The following is a 22,539-nucleotide window of genomic DNA, read 5'->3' on the forward strand; positions in this document are numbered from 1 at the left end:
CCCTCAGTCTCGCGCCACCCGCAGCCCGGCACCCTCCCCGGTCACGGCCAGCGCCCCGTCCCGGTCCGTGCGCAGCACCACCGCCCCGGCCGCCCGCAGTCCCGCGACGGTACGGGGAGCGGGGTGACCGTACGGGTTGTCCGCACCGCACGAGATCAAGGCCAGGCGCGGGGCCGCCCGGCGCAGGAGGTCCGGGTCCTGGTGGGCCGAGCCGTGGTGGGCGACCTTCAGGACGTCCACGCCCGTCAGCAGAGCCGCCTCGGGCGATCTCAGCAGGGCCTGCTGGGCCGGTGGTTCGAGATCCCCGAGCAGCAACAGCCGCAGGCCGCCGGTCCGCACGAGCAGGGTCACGCTCGCGTCGTTGGGCCCGTCGGGGTCCGGGACCGGGCTCGGCGGCGGCCACAGCACCCGCCAGGACACCGGGCCGGTGCGCCGCTCCTCCCCGGCGGCGGCGCGGATGACCGGGATGTGCCGCTCGGCGGCCTCGCGTCGTACGAAACCGACCTGGTCCGCGGGCTCTTCGTAGCCGGTCGTCTCGATCGCGCCCACCGCGCGCCCCCGCAGCACACCCGGCAGACCGGCGACGTGGTCGGCGTGGAAGTGGGTGAGGACGACGAGCGGGATCCGGGTGACGCCCAGGGCGCGCAGGCACCGGTCGACGGGGGCCGGGTCGGGTCCGGCGTCCACCACCACGCCGGTGCCCTCTCCCGCCGCGAGCACGGTGGCGTCGCCCTGCCCCACGTCGCACATCGCGAACCGCCAGCCCGGCGGCGGCCAGCCGGTGACCGCCCGGGTCAGCGGAGACGGCCGCACCACCACCAGCGCCAGCAGCAGGGCGCAGGCCCCGCACCACCACGGGTGGCGCAGGAGTCGCCGGCCCACGAGCAGGACCGCGCCCGTGACCAGGGCCAGCAGCAGGGCACCGGCCCATGAACCCGGCCAGTCCACTCCGGCGCCGGGGAGCGCCGCCCCCGTCCGGGCCACGCCGGCGAGCAGGCCCGCGGGCAGGCCGGCGCACCGGGCGAGCACGGCGGCCACCGGCATCGACACCTGTGCCACCGCCAGCGTCGCGAAGCCGAGCACCGTCGCCGGTGCGACCGCGAGCTCCGCGAGCAGGTTGCACGGCACCGCGACCAGACTCACTCGCGCGGAGAGCACCGCCACGACCGGCGCGCACAGCGCCTGCGCCGCGCCCGCCGCCGCCAGCGCCTCGGCCGGCCGGGCTGGCATCCCGTGCCGGCGCAGTGCGGCGGCCCAGCGCGGTGCCAGCGTCAGCAGGGCGCCGGTGGCGAGCACGGACAGCAGGAACCCGTAACTGCGGGCCAGCCACGGGTCGTACAGCACCAGCAGCAGCACGGCCGTCGCCAGCGCGGGGACCAGTGACCTGCGGCGCCCGGTGGCCAGGGCGAGCAGGGCGACCGCTCCGCAGGCCGCGGCGCGCAGCACGCTGGGGTCGGGCCGGCACACCACGACGAACGCGGCGGTGAGCACACCGCCCAGCACCGCCGTCGCCCGCAGCGGGATCCCCAGCCGCGGTGCGATGCCGCGGCGTTCGGCGCGCTGCGCCAGGCCGGGCGGACCGAGCAGCAGGGCCAGCAGGATCGTGAGGTTGCTGCCGGAGACGGCCAGCGTGTGCGCCAGGTCGGTCTCCCGGAACGCCTCGTCCAGCTCGGGGGTGATCCGCGAGGTGTCTCCGACGACCAGCCCGGGCAGCAGCGCCCGCGCGTCGGCCGGCAGCCCGTCGGTGGCCGTGCGCAGCCCTTCACGCAGGTGTCCCGCCAGCCGCTGCGCCCCGGACGGTTCCCCCACCACCTCCGGTGCCTCCCGGGCCCGGACCCGCAGCACCGCCGCGATCCGGTCGCCGCCGGTGAGCGGGGGCGCCAACCGCGCCGTCACTCTCACGTGTGTGGAGGGGAGCAACTCCAGCCACGGGGACCGGTCGGGCCCGTCCTCGGGACGCCCCGCCGCCGGCCTCCGTACACCGCCGGGAGGCGCCGCCCGCCGGGGGCCGGTGTCGACGAGGACCAGGACCGGGGTCCTGGTCTCCACGTCCGCGCGGCCGCCCACCCGCTCGACGCGCCGCACCTCCGCGTCGAGCAGGACGGACTCCGGCGCCATGTGGTCGCCGCTGATCCGCTGCCGGGTCAGCCGCGGATCGGACGTCACCTCCACCTCGGCGGTCACGGTGGCGAAGTGCTGTGCGAGCTCGGGGATCGGGCCGCGCCGCAGGTCGGCTCCGTGGAGTGCGGCAGAGGTGGCGGCCGCGGCGACGGCGAGGAGCATGGCGGCGGCGCTCACGCGTGCCCACTCCGGCCGGGCGGGACGCGGCCACCGTTCCACGGCTCGGGGCTCCGGGGCCGCGGACCGCCGAACCCCGGCATCGGGCTCCGAAGCCGCGGGCATCCGGGCGACCGCGTCGAACTCCCGGGCGACGGAACGCCGGCCCGCCGCGTCGGGCTCCGGGGCCACGGGCCTGCGGCCCACCCCCTCGGGCTCCGAGGACGCGCGTCTCCGGACGGCCAGGAGGATGCACGCGGCGGCCAGACACGTCGCGGCGAGCACGGTGACGGCGCCGGGCGACGCGTCCAGCGTGCAGGCCGCCGCGGCCCAGGCGGCGAGCGCGGGCGGGACCAGCCGCAGGTCCGGTGGCCCCTCCTGGCGGGGATGGGATGTCCCGAGGCGGGTGCCCGAGGCGGCGTGCACGGACCGGCGGGCACGAGGTGCCGGGCCGGGACCGCGACCAGGACCGACATCGGGTCCGGGGCCAGGACCGACATCGGGTTCGAAGCCGGGATCGAGTCCGAGGCCAGGACCGACATCGGGTCCGAGGCCGGGATCGAGTCCGCGACCAGGACCGACATCGGGTCCGAGGCCGGGATCGGGTCCGGGGCCGGAGGAGACCGTGTCGCCGGGGCGCCGTTCGCCCCGGTGGGCGTCGGAGGGGCCGTTCACGGCCGGACCAGGGGGCGCAGATCGGCGAAGCGGCGGTCGCCGATGCCGTTGACCTCGCGCAGCTCGTCCATGGAGCGGAAACCACCGTGCTGGGTGCGGTAGTCGATGATGTGCCGGGCCAGGACGGGGCCGACTCCCGGCAGCGTCTCCAACTGGTCCGCGGTGGCCGTGCTGAGGGAGACGGGCGCGGGCACGCCCCCGGACGCTCCCGGGTCCGCACCGCCGGCCGCCGGTCCGGCCGGGACGCCCCCTCCCGTCGGTGCCGGTCCGCCGACGACCACCTGCTCGCCGTCCACGAGGAAGCGGGCCCGGTTCAGTGCGTCGGTGTCGGTCCCGGGGCGTACTCCGCCCGCCGCACGCAACGCGTCGACGACCCGTGACCCCGCCGGCAGGCGCCGGATGCCGGGGTGCCGGACCTTGCCGCTGACGTCCACCACGATCTCGGGTCCCGGGGAGGCCCCGGAGGCCTGCCGGGTGACGGCACCACCCGGCGCGGCTCCGCCGCTCCCGCCCCGATCCGCCAAGGGCGCGGCCGCCCGGACCACCTCGGGTGCCGCGACCGAGCGGACGCGGCCGGTCCAGAAGTGCTGCACGGCGAGGACGGCGGCGAGCGCGAGCAGCGCCGTGAGAGCGACGACGCTCCTGCGCTCCAGCCCGCACCGCGTCTGCCACCACAGGGGCATCCGCTCCCTCAGCGCCAGCGCCGCCCGCTCCCGCCAGGCGGGCCCCACCGCCTCGGCAAGAACCCCGCGCACCTCGCGGTCGCGGCCGCCGTCACCGTCGCCGGCGCCGTCGCCGTCGCCGGCCGTCCTCTCCCCCGGCCCGGAGCCGGCCCCGGCAACGGCCCGTGCACCGGCACGGATTTCGGCATCCGTACCGGCCCCGCCCCTCCCCGGGGCATCGCTCCCCGGGGCATCGCTCCCCGGAGCCCGCGGCCCCTCACCACACTTCCCCGGAGCCTCCGTCCCCGGAGCCCCCACCCCCGCACCACCGGTCCTCTCACCGCCCCGACCGCCCGGTCCGTCAGGACGGACCGGCGGCACCCGTGCCGGATCCGGTGGCCCGCTTCCCGACTCCCCCGCGGGCACGGGGTGTTCGGGGAAGAGCGCATACGCGCGGCGGCGCAGATCCTCGGCCGGTGCCGGGCGCTGCCGGTGACCGTGCCGTCCCGGGGCGCGGCGGTGGCGGGTCCGTCCGTCGGAGGCCGGGGCGCGGCCCGGCCCGCTCGTGGCGGTCGCTGTGCGGGTGCGTGATCGAAGTGCCATGCCACGAGGATCGGGCCGCACCGCGGATCCGCGATGATCTTGGTCGGATTCTGTGGGCGGCCCCCCGGTTGTGGACAACTCCGACACCCTCACGGGTGACAGCAACCTCCACGGGTGACGACCCACCCCCACGGGTGACGGCCCGCACCCGCGGGTGACGACCGGACCTCCCGGGGTGACGGCTCGCCCTCACGGGTGAGGTGACGGCCCGCCCGCGCGCTCACCGGGGTGAGACGACGACCCCCAGCAGCCCCGGACCGGTGTGCGCCCCGATCACCGCGCCGACCTCGCTGACGTGGAGGTCGCCCAGTCCGGACACCCGTGCCCGCAACCGGTCCGCCAGGGCCGCCGCGCGGTCCGGAGCGGCGAGATGGTGGACGGCGATGTCGACTCCGCCGCTGCCCGCCCGCTCGGCCGCGACCTCCTCCAGGCGGGCGATGGCCCGGGAGGCCGTCCGCACCTTCTCCAGGAGTTCGATGCGCCCGTCCTGGAGCTGGAGCAGCGGTTTCACGGCGAGTGCGGAACCGAGCAGGGCCTGCGCGGCGCCGATCCGGCCGCCCCGGCGCAGATAGTCGAGGGTGTCGACGTAGAAGTACGCCGAGCTGCTGCCGGCGCGCTTCTCGGCGGCCATGACGGCGTCGTCCACCGTGCCGCCCGCCTCCGCGGTCTCGGCGGCGGACAGCGCGCAGAAGCCGAGCGCCATGGCCACCGTCCCGGTGTCGACCACCCGTACCGGCACCGGCGCCCCGCGTCCGGCGAGCACGGCGGCGTCGTAGGTGCCGGACAGCTCCGCGGAGAGGTGGAGGGAGACGATGTCGGTGGCGCCGGACTCGGCGACCCTGCGGTAGGTCTCGGCGAAGAGCTCGGGACTGGGCCGGGAGGTGGTGACGGAGCGCCGCTTCTGCAGCGCCTGGGCCAGGGACCGGGTCGAGATCTCGGTGCCCTCCTCGAGCGCTTCGTCGCCGAGGACCACGGTCAGGGGGACCGCTGTGATGCCGTGGCGCTCCATCGTCCGCGGCGGCAGGTAGGCCGTTGAATCGGTGACGATGGCGACATGGCGGGACATGAGCTGGAGGTTACCTGGCGTAGCCGGGGGACGGCAGCCCGGCCCCTCCCTCCGGGTGCTCCGCCGGCTGCCTCACGTCGTGCTCTCGGGGCGGGCCTGCTTCTGCCACGGGTACGCCGGCCGGCGGCCCGGCGGGGTGATGGCCGGCCGGGCGGGCTCCTGGGACCGCTCCGGCGGTGCGGGCCGGTCCTGGTGAGGGCGGGCGTCGGCGGCCGCGGGCTCCGGCCACGGGGGCGGCGCTGTGCCGGCGGTGGTCCAGTGGCGCAGGGCTCCGGCCTCGACGTCGATCTGGGCGCTGAGGCTGTCCAGGTCGTCGTCGGCGAAGCGGCGGGCGCGGTCGCGGGCGGCCCAGCGCAGGGAGTCCGCGGACCGCGTGATGCGCGTGGTGCGCTCGCGCAGCGCGGGGAGCCGCTCGGCCAGGGCGGCCCGGTCGGGCTCCGCCTGCAGGCGCTTGAGGTCGGCGTCCAGTTCACGGCCGTGGGAGCTGAGGCGCTCGAAGAGGCCGAGGGGCTCCTTCAGCGACTCGTCCTCGCTGCTGCCCGCCCACAGGGCGTCCTGGGTGGCGCGCATCGACGTGCGCAGGGAGAGCCGCAGACGGGCGAGCTCGCCCGCCGGGCCCGGCTGGGCGACGGACCTGGCCCGCAGGGTGTGGTCCTCGACGGTGCGGCGGGCCTGGCCGAGGGTGCGGTCCACGCCGCGCCGGGCGGCGGCGGCGACCTTGACCGCGGCGTACGCCCCGAGTCCCAGGAAGAGCACCAGGAACAGGGCGAGGACGGCGACGAATGCTTCCACTGCGCTCCTCCTCCGTCCACCGCGGCGCGCACTTCGCGCCGCTCCTCAACGGTAAACGCTACGGGCAGGCCCGGAGTTCCGTCGGAACCCCGAACCTGCCCGTAGGGGACTACCCGGAGGCACTCACGCCCCGGCCGTCACGCGGGGACGATGTTGACCAGCTTCGGCGCCCGCACGATCACCTTGCGGATGCCCGCCCCGTCCAGTGCCGCGACGACCTTGTCGTCGGCCAGCGCCGCCTTCTCCAGTTCCTCGTCGGAGATGGTCGGCGGGACCTCCAGGCGGGCCTTGACCTTGCCCTTGATCTGCACGACACAGGTCACGGTCTCGTCCACGACGTAGGCCGGGTCGGCGACGGGGAAGTCGCGGTGCACGACCGAGTCGGTGTGGCCCAGCCGGCGCCACAGCTCCTCGCCGATGTGCGGGGCCAGCGGCGCGACCATCAGCACCAGTGCCTCGGCGACCGGGCGCGGCAGCGGGCCGCCCGCCTTGGTCAGGTGGTTGTTCAGCTCGGTGACCTTGGCGATGGCGGTGTTGAACCGCATGCCCTCCAGGTCGCCGCGGACGCCGTCGATCGCCTTGTGCAGGGCGCGCAGCGTGTCCTCGCCGGGCTCGGCGTCGGTCACGGTGACCTCGCCGGTGGCCTCGTCGACGATGTTGCGCCACAGCCGCTGCAGCAGCCGGAACTGGCCGACCACCGCGCGCGTGTCCCAGGGCCGGGAGACGTCCAGAGGGCCCATCGCCATCTCGTACAGGCGCAGCGTGTCGGCGCCGTACTCGGCGGCGATCTCGTCCGGGGTGACGGCGTTCTTCAGGGACTTGCCCATCTTGCCCAGCAGGCGGGAGACCTGCTCGCCCTGGTGGAAGTAGGCGCCGTCGCGCTCCTCCACCTCGGCGGCGGGCACCGCGATGCCCCGGGCGTCCCGGTACACGTAGGCCTGGATCATGCCCTGGTTGAACAGCTTGTGGAACGGCTCCGCGGAGGAGACGTGCCCCAGGTCGAACAGCACCTTGGACCAGAAGCGCGCGTACAGCAGGTGCAGCACCGCGTGCTCGGCGCCGCCGACGTACAGGTCGACGCCGCCGTGCGGCATGCCCGCGCGCGGGCCCATCCAGTACCGCTCGGTGCCGGGGTCGACCAGCTTCTCGGCGTTGTGCGGGTCCAGGTAACGGAACTCGTACCAGCAGGAGCCGGCCCAGTTGGGCATGGTGTTGGTCTCGCGGCGGTACTTCTTCGGCCCGTCGCCCAGGTCCAGGGTGACGTGGACCCAGTCCTCGTTGCGGGACAGCGGGGTCTCGGGCTGCGTGTCCGCGTCGTCCGGCTCGAAGGTGCGGGGGCGGTAGTCCTCGACCTCCGGCAGCTCCAGCGGCAGCATCGACTCGGGCAGCGGGTGGGCGACGCCGTCCTCGTCGTAGACGATCGGGAAGGGCTCGCCCCAGTAGCGCTGGCGGCTGAACAGCCAGTCGCGCAGGCGGAAGTTGACGGTGCCCTCGCCGATGCCCTTGCGCTCCAGCCACTCGGTGACGCGGGCCTTGGCGTCGATGACGCCCAGGCCGTCCAGCGTCACGTCATCGCCCGCGGAGTTGACGATCCTCGCCTCGTAGGACGCGAAGGCGTCGTCCCAGGTGGACGGGTCGGTGCCGCGGTCGTCGCTCGGCTCGACCACGCAGCGCATCGGCAGCTCGAAGGCGCGGGCGAAGGCGAAGTCGCGGGTGTCGTGGGCCGGGACGGCCATGATCGCGCCGGTGCCGTAGCCCATCAGGACGTAGTCGGCGATGAAGACGGGGACCTGCTCGCCGTCGACCGGGTTGGTCGCGAAGGCGCCGGTGAAGACGCCGGTCTTGTCCTTGGCCTCGGCCTGCCGCTCGACGTCCGACTTCGAGGCCGCCTGAGCGCGGTAGGCGGCGACGGCCTCGGCAGGGGTGGCGTGGCCACCGGTCCAGGCCTCGCGGGTGCCCTCGGGCCAGGCGGCCGGCGTGAACTTCTCGACCAGCGGGTGCTCGGGAGCCAGCACCATGTAGGTGGCGCCGAACAGGGTGTCCGGGCGGGTGGTGAAGACGGTGATGCTCTCGCCGTCGATCGGGAAGTCGACGCGGGCGCCCTCGGAGCGGCCGATCCAGTTGCGCTGCTGCAGCTTGATGGCCTCCGGCCAGTCCAGCTCCTCCAGGTCGTCCAGCAGCCGGTCGGCGTAGGCCGTGATGCGCATGTTCCACTGGCGCAGCTTGGCCTTGAAGACGGGGAAGTTGCCGCGCTCGGAGCGGCCGTCGGCGGTGACCTCCTCGTTGGCCAGCACGGTGCCCAGACCGGGGCACCAGTTGACGGGCGAGTCGGAGGCGTAGGCCAGGCGGAAGCCGCCCAGGACGTCGGCCCGCTCGGCGTGGTTCAGTTCGTGCCAGCCGCGCGTGTGGCCGGGGACGGCGCGCTCACCGCTCTCGAACTGCGCGACCAGCTCGGAGACGGGCCGGGCCCTGCGGACCTCCTCGTCGTACCAGGAGTCGAAGATCTGCAGGAAGATCCACTGGGTCCACTTGTAGTAGTCCGGGTCGATCGTGGCGAAGGACCGGCGCTTGTCGTGGCCCAGGCCCAGCCGGCGCAGCTGGGACTTCATGTTCGCGATGTTGGCCTCGGTGGACACGCGCGGATGCGTGCCGGTCTGCACGGCGTACTGCTCGGCGGGCAGGCCGAAGGCGTCGAAGCCCAGGGTGTGCAGGACGTTGTGGCCGGTCATGCGCTGGAAGCGGGCGTACACATCGGTGGCGATGTAGCCCAGGGGGTGGCCGACGTGCAGGCCCGCACCGGACGGGTACGGGAACATGTCCATGATGAACTTCTTGGGCCGGGCCACCAGCTCCGGGTCGCCGGCCAGGTCACCCTCGGGGTTGGGCGCCGCGTAGGTGCCCTCGGCGTCCCAGATGTCCTGCCAGCGTGCCTCGATCTCGGCCGCCACGGCTGCCGTGTAGCGGTGCGGCGCTGCCTCCGCCGTCACGGCAGCGGCGGCAGCGGGGTTCGTCTCGCTCATGGTCCTCAAAGCTCCATCGATCGTCTCTGCCAGCGGCTGCGACTTCCAGAAATGAAAAATCCCCTCGCACAGGAGGGGACGCCGCGCCGATTCCGACCATCCGATTCGCCCGGCGGTCGGGACTGATCAGCGCGGCTCGCTAAGCAGAAGGCGTACGGCACGCATGGCGTCAGGGTACCCCAGCCGTCGAGCCCCCCGCGACGGGGTTCCGGCCGCACACCAGGAAGCGGTGGGGCCACTTGTGAAGGTAAGGAAAAGCTGAACAAAGTTCAATCATTACCCGGCGTAACGGACGCTAAGGGGACATCGCGCTTCGTGACCGTCAGTCAGATAACAACGCAATAACTCAAACGGCGTACCGCCCCAGTTTGGGGCCGCTTAGAGTTCGTCCTCGGGACCGCTTGCCCGACAGACCGCTCGGAGTTGCCCCCATGAACCCTCGTCGCAGTAACAGCTCGCTCCCCAAACCCGGCCGCTCGGCCTACGGGGTGGTGTCGGCTGCCGTTCTGCTCCTCATACCCTTGATCGTGTCGGTCGGAGGCGACACGGTCCGCAACTTCCTCAACTTCGGTGCCGGCGTCCTCTCCCTGGTCTCCCTGAGCTGCTCGGTGATCTGGGGCCTGGTCGCCCAGGACCGGATCTTCCTCAACACCCGCCAGCGGATCGTCGGCCAGGGCGTGCACCGGACGACGGCGGTCGCCTCGATCGCCTTCCTCCTGCTGCACATCACCACGAAGATCGCGCTGGACCACACCCAGCTGATCGCCGCGATCATCCCGTTCTCGCTCGGCTTCACCGGAAGCGCCGGCCTGATCGGACTCGGCTCCCTGGCCGGCCTGCTGATGATCTTCGTGGGCATCACCGGCGCGCTGCGCAGCAACTTCGCGTCCCCGGCCCCGGTGGCGGCCCGCTGGCGCGCGATGCACATGCTGGCCTACCCGGCCTGGTGCGCGGCGCTCGTGCACGGGCTCTACGCGGGTCGCCAGGCCAAGCCGGTTTTCGTGATCCTCTACGGCCTCTCCCTGCTCGGCGTGATGGCCGCACTGGCCCTGCGCGGCGCTCCGCGCCCGGTCAAGCGCAGGATCGCCGACCGGCTGGTGACCCTCCTCGGCGGCGGCGAGCGGCCGGAGCTGGAGGACCTGGACGCGAGCCGGGCCCGGTCGGCGGAGTCCTCGCTGCCCGGCTACGAGGGCGGCCGGGCGTCCCGGGCGCGGGGCACCGACGGCACGGGCTCCCTGCCGCGCATCCCGAGCCAGTCCCCGCCGCGCTACGAGGCCCAGGCTCCCTCCGCGACCCCGGAGCCCCCGTCCGGCTTCGCCGCGGCCTACCGGGCCGTGTCGGCCCCGGGCGGCCGGCCGTCCTACGGCGGCCCGGACCGGTCCTGGGACCTGCAGGCCACGGAGGCGATGCCGCGTGTGGAGGGCGGCACCGGCAGCTGGCCGATCCCGTCGCCGCCCCCGGTCGGCGAGGCGACCCCGTCCGCCTACGGCCCCGTGACCGGCACCGGATACACCGTCCCGGCCCATGACAATACGGGCGCGGGCGGCTACGGCGGACGTGACGTGTACGACACCGGTGAGACGAACACCCTCTACGGCACGTACAACTCGAACGACACGTACAACAGCGGTCCCGCCACTGAAACACCCCCCGGTGCCTCCTACGACGCACCGGGGTCGGGCGAACCTTGGAACACGCCTTCCGGAGGCTATAGGTGAACGAGGCCCTGCCCGACGTACCCGAAGTCCGCGTGGTCGGACTTCCCCAGCTCACGTCCGGCTTCGACCTTGTCGAACGGCTCGATCTGCCCATGCACCTCAAGGTGCACGGGCCGCTCGAGCCGATGGGCGGCGAGCAGCTCGCGCAGCTCGCCGAGGCCATCAACCTGAAGGGCCGCGGCGGCGCGGGCTTCCCGTTCCACAAGAAGCTGCGCTCGGTCGCCGAGGCGGCGATCCGCCGCGGCGTCCGCCCGGTCGTCGTCGTCAACGGCAGCGAGGACGAACCGGCCTGCCGCAAGGACACGGTGCTCATCAACCGTGCCCCGCACCTCATCCTCGACGGTGCTCTGCTCTGCGCGGAGGCCCTCGGTGCCCGCACGCTCGTGGTGGGGGTCACCCGGGAGTCCACGCAGCGCTCCATGGAGGCCGCGCTCGCCGAGCGCGGCCTCAGCAACGGCCGCCGGTCGGCCCTCCGCGCGCGCGTGCAGCGCAATCCAGTGCGGATGGTGACCGGCGCGGCTGCCTCCCTGGTCCGCTCGATCGACGGCGGCCCGGCCATCCCGCCGGGCCGCAAGATCAGCGCCTCGCAGACCGGCGTGGGCGGCGCCCCGACCCTGCTGTCCAACGCGGAGACGTTCGCCCAGCTGGCCATCGCCGCCCGCATCGGGCCGGAGCGCTACGGCAACACCGGCCTGTACGACGAGCCGGGCACTGTGATGCTCACCGTCTCCGGGGCGGTGGCCCGTCCCATGGTGATCGAGGTGCCGACGGGCGTGCCGCTGCGCTACGTCCTGCAGCTGGCCGGCGCGCCGCCGCTGCCGCAGGGCGTGCTCACCGGCGGCTACCACGGCAAGTGGATCGACGCGGCGACCGTCAACGAGGCGATCGTCTCGCGCAACTCCCTGGACGCCGTGGGCGGTTCCCTCGGCGCGGGCGCCATCCTGCCGATCAGTCAGGACACCTGCCCGCTCGGCGAGTCGCTCCAGGTGGCGCGCTGGCTGGCCGAGGAGAGCGCCGGCCAGTGCGGCCCCTGCTATCTCGGTCTGCCGGCCGCCGCGCGCGGCCTGGAGGACATCCTGAACGGTGGCGGACCGGCCGCCCTGGAGGCGCTGAAACAGGTCGCCAAGAACGTGAAGCGACGCGGCGCGTGCTCGCATCCGGACGGCTCCGCGATGTTCCTGGAGTCGACCATCAAGGCGTTCACCGACGACCTCGCGGCCCACGTCCTCGGCAACGGCTGCGGACGGCCCGTGGAGGGCGTACTGCCGCTCTTCGAGGGAGGCAGGGCCCCAGCGGGCGTCCTGGGCGGCGCGGAGACCGAGGAGAACGGGCCCAGCCGGCAGAAGATCCACGTGGACTGGACGCTGTGCCGCGGCCACGGCCTGTGCGCGGACATCCTGCCGGAGGTCTTCGAGCTGGGCGCCGACGGCTTCCCGACCGTCGCCCAGGCGCAGGTCCCGCGCTACGCGGAGGCCAAGGCGCTGCGCGCGGTGCGCCGCTGCCCGGCCCTCGCCCTGCGGCTGGAGGAGGACACCCGCTCCCAGGCGCCCTCGCGCAACAATCTGCCGGTGCTCTCCCAGGGCCGCGGCCGCCGCGCCCTGGGCCGCTGACGGGCCGGACACGGCCACGGCGGGCCACCCCTTCCGGGGTGGCCCGCCGTGGCCGTGCGTCCGCGGGGCGGCGTGCGGAATGCGAAAGGCGGGCCATCCGATGGGATGACCCGCCTTCTTCTCCTGTGGAGCTAAGGAGAATTGAACTCCTGACCTCCTGCATGCCATGCAGGCGCTCTACCAACTGAGCTATAGCCCCTCGCGGCGAAGCGGCCGAACCGCTTTTCCACCGTGTCGCCCGGTTTCCCCGGCGGCGTCGCCAACATTACAGGTGGTCGGGGCGCTGCACCAAATCGGTTTCCGTCGCGCCCGAATTGACCGTTGTGCGAACCCGCTTGCCGGACACCGGGCCCCGCGGGCCTCAGGCCGTGACGAACGAGTAGAACCGCTTCAGCGTGCAGTGCTCCTCCAGGAGGCGGCCGTAGATCGGCTCCCCCTCGAGTTCGCGGTACGTCTCGATGGGGTCGCCTTTTATGATCAGCGCCCGTGCGCATTCCTCGCACCAGTACTGGTAGTCGGGGTTCAGCGGCTCCATGTCACGGACGATCGGCGTGCCGCTGCCGCACCAGTCGCACTTCCGCCTGTGTGCACCCATCGATCAGCTCCAGCTGTGGCCGCAGGCCGTGCACACGTACGAGATCCCCCCGTTGTCGCCGAGGACTTGGGCCACATGGAGGGAGCCGCAGGAGGGGCAGACGAGGCGGGTGACCGTGTCCCGGGTCAACGCCGCACCGAGGAGGCCGTCGACCTCCTCGTGGATGCTGGCAGGCATCGCTACTCCCTCCCGTCGGGCCGCGCACCCTCCGGCCGTTTGATTCTGCCACGGCCGGGCCAATACGGTCAGCGACGCCTCGGTACCAGTCCGGCCACGGCACCCGTGGCGGCCGTTCCGGCCAGCACGAACGCACGCACCGGGGGCGCCCTCGCAGAGATATACGCCCCCGGGCCCCGAGTGACTCAAGCCACCGGCGGAACAATGCGCACGCCCCGTTCACCGGGCCGGCCCCGGAACAGGACCCGCGGAGCCGGGATGCAGAAAATCCCGCCCCCAGACGGGGACGGGATCCTCTTCACCGATCCTTGGCACCGGGTGGATGCCGATCAGTGGAGCTAAGGAGAATTGAACTCCTGACCTCCTGCATGCCATGCAGGCGCTCTACCAACTGAGCTATAGCCCCTTGCGTTCTTCCCGCTCGGCGGGGCGAACAAGAAGAACTTTAGCCTGCGACCTGCCGGAAAGTGAAATCCGCCGGCCCCGTGGCCCGAGGGCTCAGTCGTCGTCGCCGAGGACGGGCTCCGGCAGGGTGCCGGCGTTGTGCTCCAGCAGGCGCCAGCCGCGGGCGCCCTCGCCCAGGACGGACCAGCAGCAGTTGGAGAGACCGCCGAGGCTCTCCCAGTGCCGGGACTCCAGACCGAGCAGGCGCCCGATGGTGGTGCGGATCGTGCCACCGTGGCTGACCACCACGAGCGTGCCGTCCTCAGGCGTCTTCTCGACGTGCCGCAGCACGACGGGGGCGGCCCGGTCGGCGACCTCGGTCTCCAGCTCGCCGCCGCCGCGGCGCACCGGCTCACCGCGCTTCCACGCGGTGTACTCGTCGCCGTGGCGGGCGAGGATCTCCTCGTGCGTCAGGCCCTGCCAGACGCCCGCGTAGGTCTCGCGCAGACCCTCGTCGTGGGTGATCTCCAGGCCGGTGAGGGCGGCCAGCTCGGCCGCCGTGTCCGCGGCGCGCCTCAGGTCCGAGGCGACGATCGCGTCGGGCTTCAGCGAGGCCAGCAGGCGGGCCGCGCGGCGGGCCTGCTCCCGCCCGGCGTCGGTGAGCTCGACGTCGGTGCTGCCCTGGAAGCGGCGCTCCACGTTCCAGGAGGTCTGGCCGTGCCGCCACAGGATGACGCGGCGGCCGCGGTCCCGCGCGGGGGCGGGCGCCTCACCGGCGGTGGTCATCGCCACTCACCGCCCAGGTCCGCCGACTCCTCGGCGGCCTGCAGCTTCGCGTGCTCCTCCGCCTTGCCCCGGGTGGCCCGGGCGTCCTCGGGCAGCTCGATCTCGGGGCAGTCCTTCCACAGGCGCTCCAGGGCGTAGAAGACGCGCTCCTCGCTGTGCTGGACGTGGACGACGATGTCGACGTAGTCGAGCAGGACCCAGCGGGCCTCTCGGTCGCCCTCGCGGCGTACGGGCTTGGCGCCGCACTCCTTCTGCAGCCGCTCCTCGATCTCGTCGACGATCGACTTGACCTGGCGGTCGTTGGGCGCGGACGCCAGGAGGAAGGCATCCGTGATCGACAGGACGTCACTGACGTCGTAGCCGATGATGTCGTGCGCGAGCTTGTCGGCGGCCGCCTGGGCGGCGGTGTTGATGAGCTCGAGGGAACGGTCGGTCGCGGTCACTGCATGGCTTTCCGTCGGCGGTCACTGGACCTCAAGGGTCTCACGGACGGACCGCCCCCGGCCCGGGACCGGCGTGCTGCGGTCCCGGGGCGGGGGCGGGGTGCCTGCGGCCCGTCAGGAGGACGGGCGGTAGTCCTGGCCGAGGACGACCGACACGTCGGCGTTGGAGCCGACCGTTCCCTTGGCCACGGCGCTCGCGGGGAGCCCGAGGGTCTTGGCGACCTCGGTGGCCTTCTGCCGGTCGGCGGCGTCGCCGTAGACCACCCGGGACCCGGTCCGGACGGCGGTGGACGAGCCGCCCTCCAGGAAGGTGAAGCCGCCGTTGAGCAGGACCACCCGGGCCTTCTCGGTGTTGTCCCGGATGCCCGAGGCGTTCTGCACCGAGACCCGGACGGCCGCGCCCTGGTCGGGGCTCTTGGCCGTGCCGCCGAGGATCTGCCGGACGACGCTGTCGCTGGTCTGGGCGCTCAGGGTGCCGTCGGCCTGCACGGGCAGCAGCGCCGTGCGGTACGAGCCGCCCTTGGCGAGGTCGGCGAGCTTGGCGAGGAAGGTGCCGAGGTCCTTGTCGGTGAGCGACGGGTCGAGGATCTGCGCCAGCGTCTGCACGGTGGTGGTCGCGGCCTGCGGGTCGGAGGACAGCTTGCGCAGCACCGCCTGCATGACCTGGCCGAACCGCTGCAGCTGGGCGTTCTGCGTCTCGCCGGGCGCCCGGTAGGTGGCGTAGGCGACGGCCATCCGCCCGCTGAGGGTCTGGTCCTGGCCGCGGTGGACGAGGGGCCCGGTGCCCTTCTTCTTGCCGGCGTCCGGGTCGGGCACGTCGGCGTCGGTGTTCAGGTCGATGTTGCCGACCATGTCGACCAGGTTCTGCAGGTACGGGGTGTCCAGCCGCCACGTGCCCTCGATGCTGGTGCCGAGGACGGTGCCGAGCTGGTCCCGGGTGCCGGAGGAGCCGTCGTCCTGGACCGACTTGGCGAGCGTCGTGGTGGTGCCGTCGTCTCCCGTCAGCGCGAGGGAGTTGGGCAGCAGCACGGTGGTGCCCTGCTTGGTGGTGGTGTTGTCGACCAGCAGCACGGTGGCGGTGCCGCCCTTGGCCGTGTCGTGCAGGTGGACGACGACCACGTCGCGGTTCTGCGCGGCCACCGGCGTGGTGGTGCCGGCGGCCGGCCCGGACGCGGACAGTCCCGGCAGCTTCCCCGCGTACCAGAGGTAGCCGACGCCGCCGGCCGCGGCCAGCGCGAGGACCACGGCGAGGGCGACGATCCGGCTGCGGGCGCGCCGGCGCGCCTCCTCGCGGCGCTCGGTGCGGTTCTCGGTGAACTTGAGCCAGTCGATGACGTCCTCGGAGTCGTCGCTCGGCTCCTCGACGAAGGCGAACTGCTCGGTGTGGTAGTCCTCTTCGCCCGCAGGCTCCCCGTCACGGGGGCCCTCGCCCCCGTCCGGCCGCTGCGTCCCGGGGCGCGCCGGCCGGGCGGGCGCCTCCTCGGCGGGTCCGGCCTGCTGGGGGATGTGGGCGGTCTGCTCGGAGACCCGGGGCTGCCGGCCGCTGGTCGCGGTCCGGCCGTACGGGTCGTAGGACGCCGCCTGCCCGCCCGCCGCTCCGGTGCCGTACGGGTCGTAGCCGCCCGGGGCTCCGTAGGGGGAGGCAGGGGCCTGCTGGCCGGTGCCGTAGCCGCCGTGGGGCGGTGCGGGCGGCTGCTGCTCCTGGCCGCCGGCGGCGTAGGGGTCGTAGCCGTAGCCCTGCTGCCCGTACCCGTCGTACGCCGTCTGCGGGGCCTGCTGGGACGGGACCTGCCGGTACACCGGCCGGCCGTACTCGTCGTAGCCGACGATCTCGTACGGTTCGCCGCCGTACTCGGCGTCGTATCGCTCGTTCACCGGTGCCCCTCTCGGCTCACTCGCCGCGGTACAGCTCGCGCTTGTCGATGTAGCGCACGACGCCGTCCGGCACCAGGTACCAGACGGGATCTCCCTTGGCGACTCTCGCACGGCAGTCCGTGGAGGAGATGGCGAGGGCGGGCACCTCGACGAACGAGACGCCGCCCTCCGGGAGTCCGGGGTCGGTCAGGTGGTGGCCCGGGCGGGTGACCCCGATGAAGTGCGCCAGGGAGAACAGCTCCTCCGAGTCCCGCCAGGTCAGGATCTGGCCGAGCGCGTCGGCGCCGGTGATGAAGAACAGGTCGGTGTCGGGGTTGAGGGCCCGCAGGTCGCGCAGCGTGTCCACGGTGTAGGTGGGGCCGCCGCGGTCGATGTCGATGCGGCTCACGGAGAACTGGGGGTTCTCGGCGGTCGCGATGACCGTCATCAGGTAGCGGTCCTCGGCCGGGGAGACCGTGCGGTGGCTCTTCTGCCACGGCTGGCCGGTCGGCACGAACACGACCTCGTCCAGGTGGAACTGCGCGGCGACCTCGCTGGCCGCCACGAGGTGCCCGTGGTGGATCGGGTCGAACGTTCCGCCCATGACGCCGAGGCGGCGCTTGCCCGGCGTCGACGGCCCGCCGCCGGGCCCGTGCGCGGGGCGCTTCACCGTGTCGCCCGCCGGACCGGTAGGCATGTCCTGCTCTCCCATGCGTGCAGACCCTACCGGCCCGGCCCGAGGGCTCCGGCCGACGCCTCCCCGGGGGGTGGCCCCGCCGTGGAGGGGGCGGTCCCGGGGCGGATCACGGCGCGGCTCAGCGGTCGCGGTTGAAGCGGGTGGTGATCCACAGCAGGAGCAGCAGGATGAGAAGCGCGCCGCCGCCGGTGACGAACGGGCTGAGGCTCTGGTGGTTGCCGCCCTCGCCCTCGGCGAGGTTGACCAACTGGGCAGCGGTGCTCGGGATGCTCATCTTCGGCAGAACCTATCCGTGTGGGCGGGACAAGGACGTCCGGCTCATCGTATGCGGACGGCTCCGCGGCGATCACGCCGACTCCGCCTCTCGGCGAAGCCGGCCGCCGGGCCGGGAACCTTCCGGGCGCCTCAGTCGTCGTTGCGCTTGTACCCGCGCAACAGGAACCAGCCGGTGAGCACACAGCCCACCACCATCACGACCAGGACGACCCTGAGCAGGTTGCCCGACCCCTGATGCTGGGCGGCCGCGGTCGCGGCCTCGGCGAGCCGGGCGGCTGCGGGGTGGTGCTCCATCACGTGGACTCCTTCGCTGTGCTGCCCGTCCACGGTAGCGCCGCCTGGGCTGGGCCCTGCTTCGGGGGCGCACCGGTCAGGTACGAACAGACGCACACATGGGGGGACCGCATGTCCGACGACGGCCACGGGCACGAGGGGCACGCGCGCGTGCCGAGCAGGCGGCGCAGGCGCTTCCCGGGGCTCTCCTCGCGCGCCTACGAGCATCCGGCCGACCGCTCGGCCCTGGTCGCCCTGCGCAAGCTCACCGGTTTCGACACGGTGTTCAAGACGCTCAGCGGCCTGCTGCCGGAGCGCAGTCTGCGGCTGATGTTCCTGTCCGACTCGGTGCGCGTGTCGGAGCAGCAGTTCGCCCACCTGCACGACATGCTGCGCGACGCCTGCTACATCCTGGACCTGGAGAAGGTCCCGCCGATGTACGTCAGCCAGAATCCGCAGCCCAACGCCATGTGCATCGGCCTGGACGAGCCGATCATCGTCGTCACCACGGGGCTGGTGGAGCTGCTCGACGAAGAGGAGATGCGCGCGGTCGTCGGCCACGAGGTGGGCCACGCCCTGTCCGGCCACTCCGTCTACCGCACGATCCTGCTCTTCCTGACGACGCTGGCCGTCCGGGTGGCCTGGATCCCGCTGGGCAATCTCGCGATCATGGCCCTCGTGACGGCGCTGCGCGAGTGGTTCCGCAAGTCGGAGCTGTCCGCCGACCGGGCGGGCCTGCTGGTCGGGCAGGACGTGCGGGCCTCGATGCGGGGCCTGATGAAGATAGCCGGCGGCAACCACCTCCACGAGATGAACGTGGACGCCTTCCTCCAGCAGGCCGAGGAGTACGAGGCGGGCGGCGACCTGCGCGACTCCGTCCTGAAGATCCTCAACGTGCTGCCGCGCACCCATCCCTTCACCACGGTCCGCGCGGCCGAGCTGAAGAGGTGGGCGGAGTCCCGCGACTTCCAGCGGCTCATGGACGGCCACTACCCGCGCCGCAGCGAGGACGCGGACGCCTCGGTCGGCGACTCCTTCCGCGAGTCGGCCTCGCACTACGCCGACCACGTCAAGAACTCCAAGGACCCGCTGATGCGGCTGGTCACCGACCTGGCGGGCGGCGCCGGGGACCTCGGCGGCCGGGTCCGCCGCGGCTTCAACGGCTTCACGTCCCCCGCGCCGCCGAAGGGCGGGGCCGCGAAGGACGGAGGCCCCGGGGACGCAGGCGCGCAGGACGACGGGCCGCGCGGCGGCTCGCCGTGGGACGGGCCGTCCGAGGGCGGGGCACCGGGCGGCGGCCGCGGCGACTAGGGCCTTCGGATCAGGCCGCTACGGGGCGTGCGGGGCCCTGAGCCCCGGTCACACCCTCGGCTCGGCGCTCGGGGCGAGGGTCCCGCACAGGGCGGGCGCGCCGTCGGTCGCGTACGGGTCCGTGCCGGCCGGGCCGCCCGCCCGGGCGGTCTGTCCGGCCAGCAGCGGCCGCAGCCGGCCGGCGGCGTCCTCGGCGCAGGACAGCGGTCCGGCCTGGACCTGTGCCTGCACCAGCTGGACCTGGTGCAGGCGCAGGTCGTCGCGGCTGAAGCGGAACTGCAGTTCGCGCCGGACGGTGAACAGCGAGACGTGCGCACGGGCGCCGGACCCGGCCGGCCGGAGCGCGTAGACGAAGACGTGGTCCGCACTCACCGCGAGGGTGGAGGAGCCGGCCTCGGTGGCCTGCAGGCTGCCCTGTACGCGGATCCCCCGGTCGGCGAGTTCCGCCCGGGCCGGGTCGAAGCGCACGAGCCAGCCGGTCGGGGTGTGCCGCCCGTCGGCGGCGGGGTGGGCGAAGCTCTGGTCGAACTGGTCCAGTTGCCCGGCGTCCAGCAGGGCCCGCACGGGGTGCACCTGGCCGCCGGTGAGCACCTCCGGGTGGAGGGAGGACTCGACGATGTAGTCCTTGGCGGCGGTGAGCGCGGAGACGACCTGGCTCTCGGAGAAGTGCGCGGTGCGCCGCACGGCGGGCAGCGGGATGCCCTCGGCGCCGATGCTGAACTGCGCGGCCGGGCTGTGGGCGAACAGGTACTCGGCGTCGGCGGCCCCGGGGACCGGGCCCTGCGGGGCGAGCGGGACGACGGTGGTGTGCAGCTGCTCGGCGGGCCGCTCGGTCTCGGCGGTCCGGTAGGGGTGGCGCACGCCCATGTAGACGGCGGTGCCGAAGGCCACGGCGATCAGCAGCACGAGGATCAGTGCCTGCCGGGACAGGCTGCGGTGCAGGGGCGCGCGGCGGCGCACGGCGGGGGTGTGGTCGGTCATCCGCTCCCGGGCGGAGTACTCCTGGAGGCGGGCAGCACGGATGAACGACTCGTCGAAGACGACGGATCGGTACTCGTCCTCCGCACCTCCGGGGGCGCCCTCGGGTGTCCCCTCAGGTGGGTCTCCAGGCCCTCCCATATCTTCAGGGTAGGTCGCACGGAGGCCGGGTAAACGCAGTGGTCCGTGTCAAGTTCTGACAGGTTCCCACCAAGAATGGCACGGGGTGGGCGGGAGGAACTCAGGGGGTGCGCGGGACCATCGGGACGGGTGACCGGGCGGTGCCGGCGGACGCGGAGGGAGCCGCGGCGCTGCCCTGTTCCAGGCCGGTGGTTGCGGGTGCGGGCACCCGGTCGCGGCTGCCGGCGCCCCCGCCGCGGTAGACCGCGGCGAAGGCCAGGGCGACCATGCCGATACCCATGACCAGGGCGAGCATCCAGGCGACGGGGCGGTGCCAGCGGACCTGCCGGCCGAAGCCGCCCGGCGCGCCGCGGCGGCCGTCGAAGAGGTCGGACTCGTCCAGGTCGTCGAGGTCGTGGTCGGGGTCGAAACCGGGTCCGTCGGGACCGTAGCCGTCCTCGTACCGCTCGCCGCGGGCGCGGGCCCGGCGGGACTCGGCCTCGGACGCCTCGGCCCTGGCCTGCGCGGCGGCCAGGAGGCGCTCGACCGCGGTCGGCTCGTGGATCACGGCCGCCCGCACGAAGGCCTCGTCGAACACCACGGAGGCGAACTCTTCGTCCGACACCCCGCGGTCCTGGTCGTCGTCGGGCTCCCAGCCGTCCGGGAACGGCATGCCCCCCACGTCCTCCGGCACGGGTCCAGACTAGACCTGGAGGGTCAATCTGGGCAGACAGTAGGGAAATTCATCCACCTGCCGGGACGACGGTCGCCGTGCGTCCGGCACGGGCCCGTGACGCGTGCCGGACGCATATGCCCCGGGCCGGCCGGTCAACGCCGGATGTGGCCGTCGCCGGTGAGGATGTACTTGGTACTGGTGAGCTCGGGGAGCCCCATGGGACCCCGGGCGTGCAGCTTCTGGGTGGAGATGCCGATCTCCGCGCCGAAGCCGAACTGCCCGCCGTCCGTGAAGCGGGTGGAGGCGTTGACGGTGACGGTGGCGGAGTCGACCAGTCGGGTGAACCGGCGGCCCGCCTGCTGGGAGGTCGTCACGATCGCCTCGGTGTGGCCGGAGCTCCACAGCCGGATGTGCTCGACGGCCCGGTCGAGGGAGTCGACGACGGCCGCGGCGATGTCGTACGAGAGGTACTCGGTCTCCCAGTCCTCGGGAGTGGCCTCGACGACCGTGGCCCGGGAGTCCCCGGCGTGGGCCATGACCCGCTCGTCGCCGTGCACGGTCACCCCGGCCTCGGCGAGCGCGTCCAGAGCCCGCGGCAGGAAGGCGGCGGCGATGTCCTGGTGGACGAGGAGGGTCTCGGCGGCGTTGCACACGCTGACCCGCTGCGCCTTGGAGTTGATCAGGATGTCGACGGCCGTGTCGAGGTCGGCCTCGGCGTCGACGTAGACGTGGCAGTTGCCGGTGCCCGTCTCGATCACCGGGACGGTGGACTCGTTGACCACCGTCCGGATCAGCGAGGCGCCGCCGCGCGGGATCAGCACGTCGACCAGGCCGCGGGCGCGCATCAGCTCGCGCACGCTGTCCCGGCTCTCCCCCGGCACCAGCTGCACGGCGTCGGCGGGCAGCCCCGCGCCGCCGACCGCGTCGCGGATCACCCGGACGAGGGCGGTGTTCGACTCGTGGGCGGAGGCCGAGCCGCGCAGCAGGACCGCGTTGCCGGACTTCAGGCACAGCGCGGCGGCGTCGACGGTGACGTTGGGCCGGGCCTCGTAGATGATGCCGACCACGCCGAGCGGGACGCGCACCTGGCGCAGGTCCATGCCGTTGGGCAGGGTGCTGCCGCGGACGACCTCGCCGACCGGGTCCGGCAGCGCAGCCACGTCCCGCAAGTCGGAGGCGATGGCCCGCACCCGCTCCGGGGTGAGCGTCAGCCGGTCGACGACGGACTCGCTGGTGCCGGCCGCGCGGGCCCTGGCGACGTCCTTGGCGTTGGCCTCGACGATCTCGCCGGTCCGGACCTCCAGGGCGTCCGCGACGGCGAGCAGCGCGTCGTCCTTCTCCACGCGCGGCAGCGGTGCGAGGTCGGCGGCGGCGGCCTTGGCACGGTAGGCGGCCCGGGTGACCGGGGACATCGAGTCGTAGGGCGAGAGCGTGGTCATGAGGGAAGCGTAGTGCGCCGCGGCGGGGCCTTCAGCGGTTGTCCCAGCTCCCGAGACGCACCGTGAACCGTCCACCCGGGCCGGCTGCCCACCGGCCGGCGGCTGCC

19 protein-coding genes and 2 tRNA genes are annotated in these 22,539 nt (G+C 73.6%); 3 read left to right on the top strand and 18 right to left on the bottom strand.

Annotation, left to right across the window (positions count from 1 at the left end; all coding sequences use genetic code 11):
• Positions 1-3: 3 nt before the first annotated feature.
• The 5 genes from P3H78_RS02220 to leuS form a co-directional block, all read right to left on the bottom strand.
• Positions 4-2,703 carry a ComEC/Rec2 family competence protein gene (locus P3H78_RS02220; protein WP_276106995.1) on the bottom strand — a complete coding sequence of 900 codons (2,700 nt, stop codon included), beginning with the start codon at positions 2,701-2,703 and terminating at the stop codon, positions 4-6.
• A 245-nt stretch (positions 2,704-2,948) separates the two neighbouring features.
• The gene (locus P3H78_RS02225; protein ID WP_276106996.1) at positions 2,949-4,217 is read right to left on the bottom strand and encodes a ComEA family DNA-binding protein; all 1,269 of its coding nucleotides are present in this window, start codon (positions 4,215-4,217) and stop codon (positions 2,949-2,951) included.
• Between the two features lie 220 nt (positions 4,218-4,437).
• A complete protein-coding gene (locus P3H78_RS02230) occupies positions 4,438-5,283 on the bottom strand; it encodes a DegV family protein (RefSeq protein WP_276106997.1) in 846 nt (281 codons plus the stop codon).
• A gap of 72 nt (positions 5,284-5,355) precedes the next feature.
• Positions 5,356-6,075 (bottom strand): hypothetical protein, encoded by a 720-nt coding sequence (locus P3H78_RS02235; protein ID WP_276106998.1) that lies wholly within the window; start codon positions 6,073-6,075, stop codon positions 5,356-5,358.
• Between the two features lie 137 nt (positions 6,076-6,212).
• Complete coding sequence (leuS, locus tag P3H78_RS02240; protein WP_276106999.1) at positions 6,213-9,095, bottom strand: leucine--tRNA ligase; 2,883 nt, start codon at positions 9,093-9,095, stop codon at positions 6,213-6,215.
• 431 nt (positions 9,096-9,526) lie between these two features.
• Between leuS and P3H78_RS02245 the strand changes: the two genes are divergently transcribed.
• Both P3H78_RS02245 and P3H78_RS02250 read left to right on the top strand, forming a co-directional pair.
• Entirely contained in the window at positions 9,527-10,813 is a 1,287-nt protein-coding gene (locus P3H78_RS02245) for a cytochrome b/b6 domain-containing protein (protein ID WP_276107000.1), read from the top strand.
• Complete coding sequence (locus tag P3H78_RS02250) at positions 10,810-12,423, top strand: NADH-quinone oxidoreductase subunit NuoF family protein (protein WP_276107001.1); 1,614 nt, start codon at positions 10,810-10,812, stop codon at positions 12,421-12,423. The genes P3H78_RS02245 and P3H78_RS02250 overlap by 4 nt, the downstream gene beginning before the upstream one ends.
• Before the next feature lie 126 nt (positions 12,424-12,549).
• Here P3H78_RS02250 and P3H78_RS02255 read toward each other — a convergent pair.
• The 10 genes from P3H78_RS02255 to P3H78_RS02300 form a co-directional block, all read right to left on the bottom strand.
• Positions 12,550-12,622: transfer RNA gene (locus tag P3H78_RS02255), tRNA-Ala, on the bottom strand.
• Between the two features lie 162 nt (positions 12,623-12,784).
• Positions 12,785-13,018 (bottom strand): hypothetical protein, encoded by a 234-nt coding sequence (locus P3H78_RS02260; protein ID WP_019523121.1) that lies wholly within the window; start codon positions 13,016-13,018, stop codon positions 12,785-12,787.
• 3 nt (positions 13,019-13,021) lie between these two features.
• Positions 13,022-13,195, bottom strand: coding sequence for a hypothetical protein (locus P3H78_RS02265; RefSeq protein ID WP_276107002.1), 174 nt, complete (start codon positions 13,193-13,195; stop codon positions 13,022-13,024).
• Between the two features lie 333 nt (positions 13,196-13,528).
• Positions 13,529-13,601 (bottom strand) — tRNA-Ala (locus P3H78_RS02270).
• Between the two features lie 92 nt (positions 13,602-13,693).
• The gene (locus P3H78_RS02275) at positions 13,694-14,365 is read right to left on the bottom strand and encodes a histidine phosphatase family protein (protein ID WP_276107003.1); all 672 of its coding nucleotides are present in this window, start codon (positions 14,363-14,365) and stop codon (positions 13,694-13,696) included.
• Positions 14,362-14,808, bottom strand: coding sequence for a ribosome silencing factor (rsfS, locus tag P3H78_RS02280; protein ID WP_276107004.1), 447 nt, complete (start codon positions 14,806-14,808; stop codon positions 14,362-14,364). Before rsfS ends, P3H78_RS02275 begins: the two co-directional genes overlap by 4 nt.
• Positions 14,809-14,922: 114 nt before the next feature.
• Positions 14,923-16,683 carry a LytR C-terminal domain-containing protein gene (locus P3H78_RS02285; RefSeq protein ID WP_276107005.1) on the bottom strand — a complete coding sequence of 587 codons (1,761 nt, stop codon included), beginning with the start codon at positions 16,681-16,683 and terminating at the stop codon, positions 14,923-14,925.
• Positions 16,684-16,699: 16 nt separating this feature from the next.
• Positions 16,700-17,374 carry a nicotinate-nucleotide adenylyltransferase gene (gene nadD, locus P3H78_RS02290; RefSeq protein WP_276107006.1) on the bottom strand — a complete coding sequence of 225 codons (675 nt, stop codon included), beginning with the start codon at positions 17,372-17,374 and terminating at the stop codon, positions 16,700-16,702.
• A gap of 103 nt (positions 17,375-17,477) precedes the next feature.
• Positions 17,478-17,633 carry a hypothetical protein gene (locus tag P3H78_RS02295; protein WP_276107007.1) on the bottom strand — a complete coding sequence of 52 codons (156 nt, stop codon included), beginning with the start codon at positions 17,631-17,633 and terminating at the stop codon, positions 17,478-17,480.
• A gap of 131 nt (positions 17,634-17,764) precedes the next feature.
• Positions 17,765-17,932, bottom strand: coding sequence for a hypothetical protein (locus tag P3H78_RS02300; RefSeq protein ID WP_276107344.1), 168 nt, complete (start codon positions 17,930-17,932; stop codon positions 17,765-17,767).
• Positions 17,933-18,040: 108 nt separating this feature from the next.
• Between P3H78_RS02300 and P3H78_RS02305 the strand changes: the two genes are divergently transcribed.
• On the top strand, positions 18,041-19,219 hold the full coding sequence (locus tag P3H78_RS02305; RefSeq protein WP_276107008.1) for a M48 family metallopeptidase: 1,179 nt from the start codon (positions 18,041-18,043) through the stop codon (positions 19,217-19,219).
• A gap of 48 nt (positions 19,220-19,267) precedes the next feature.
• Here the strand turns inward: P3H78_RS02305 and P3H78_RS02310 are convergent, their stop codons facing one another.
• The 3 genes from P3H78_RS02310 to P3H78_RS02320 form a co-directional block, all read right to left on the bottom strand.
• Positions 19,268-20,338 (bottom strand): SCO2583 family membrane protein, encoded by a 1,071-nt coding sequence (locus P3H78_RS02310; protein WP_276107009.1) that lies wholly within the window; start codon positions 20,336-20,338, stop codon positions 19,268-19,270.
• A gap of 100 nt (positions 20,339-20,438) precedes the next feature.
• Complete coding sequence (locus P3H78_RS02315; protein WP_276107010.1) at positions 20,439-21,011, bottom strand: SCO2584 family spore wall biosynthesis protein; 573 nt, start codon at positions 21,009-21,011, stop codon at positions 20,439-20,441.
• A gap of 134 nt (positions 21,012-21,145) precedes the next feature.
• Positions 21,146-22,432: a glutamate-5-semialdehyde dehydrogenase gene (locus P3H78_RS02320; protein WP_276107011.1), complete on the bottom strand. Its 1,287-nt coding sequence runs from the start codon at positions 22,430-22,432 to the stop codon at positions 21,146-21,148.
• Positions 22,433-22,539 lie beyond the last annotated feature (107 nt).

It is taken from the genome of Streptomyces tropicalis (assembly GCF_029269835.1).
In the GTDB taxonomy this organism is placed as follows: Bacteria; Actinomycetota; Actinomycetes; order Streptomycetales; family Streptomycetaceae; genus Streptomyces; species Streptomyces tropicalis.

Excerpts from the sequence above, each read along its gene's own strand:
- P3H78_RS02225 (WP_276106996.1), bottom strand. The coding sequence starts at position 4,217 with ATGGCACTTCGATCACGCACCCGCACAGCGACCGCCACGAGCGGGCCG.
- P3H78_RS02230 (WP_276106997.1), bottom strand. The coding sequence starts at position 5,283 with ATGTCCCGCCATGTCGCCATCGTCACCGATTCAACGGCCTACCTGCCG.
- leuS (WP_276106999.1), bottom strand. The coding sequence starts at position 9,095 with ATGAGCGAGACGAACCCCGCTGCCGCCGCTGCCGTGACGGCGGAGGCA.
- P3H78_RS02245 (WP_276107000.1), top strand. The coding sequence starts at position 9,527 with ATGAACCCTCGTCGCAGTAACAGCTCGCTCCCCAAACCCGGCCGCTCG.
- P3H78_RS02260 (WP_019523121.1), bottom strand. The coding sequence starts at position 13,018 with ATGGGTGCACACAGGCGGAAGTGCGACTGGTGCGGCAGCGGCACGCCG.
- P3H78_RS02265 (WP_276107002.1), bottom strand. The coding sequence starts at position 13,195 with ATGCCTGCCAGCATCCACGAGGAGGTCGACGGCCTCCTCGGTGCGGCG.
- P3H78_RS02275 (WP_276107003.1), bottom strand. The coding sequence starts at position 14,365 with ATGACCACCGCCGGTGAGGCGCCCGCCCCCGCGCGGGACCGCGGCCGC.
- nadD (WP_276107006.1), bottom strand. The coding sequence starts at position 17,374 with ATGGGAGAGCAGGACATGCCTACCGGTCCGGCGGGCGACACGGTGAAG.
- P3H78_RS02295 (WP_276107007.1), bottom strand. The coding sequence starts at position 17,633 with ATGAGCATCCCGAGCACCGCTGCCCAGTTGGTCAACCTCGCCGAGGGC.
- P3H78_RS02305 (WP_276107008.1), top strand. The coding sequence starts at position 18,041 with ATGTCCGACGACGGCCACGGGCACGAGGGGCACGCGCGCGTGCCGAGC.
- P3H78_RS02310 (WP_276107009.1), bottom strand. The coding sequence starts at position 20,338 with ATGGGAGGGCCTGGAGACCCACCTGAGGGGACACCCGAGGGCGCCCCC.
- P3H78_RS02320 (WP_276107011.1), bottom strand. The coding sequence starts at position 22,432 with ATGACCACGCTCTCGCCCTACGACTCGATGTCCCCGGTCACCCGGGCC.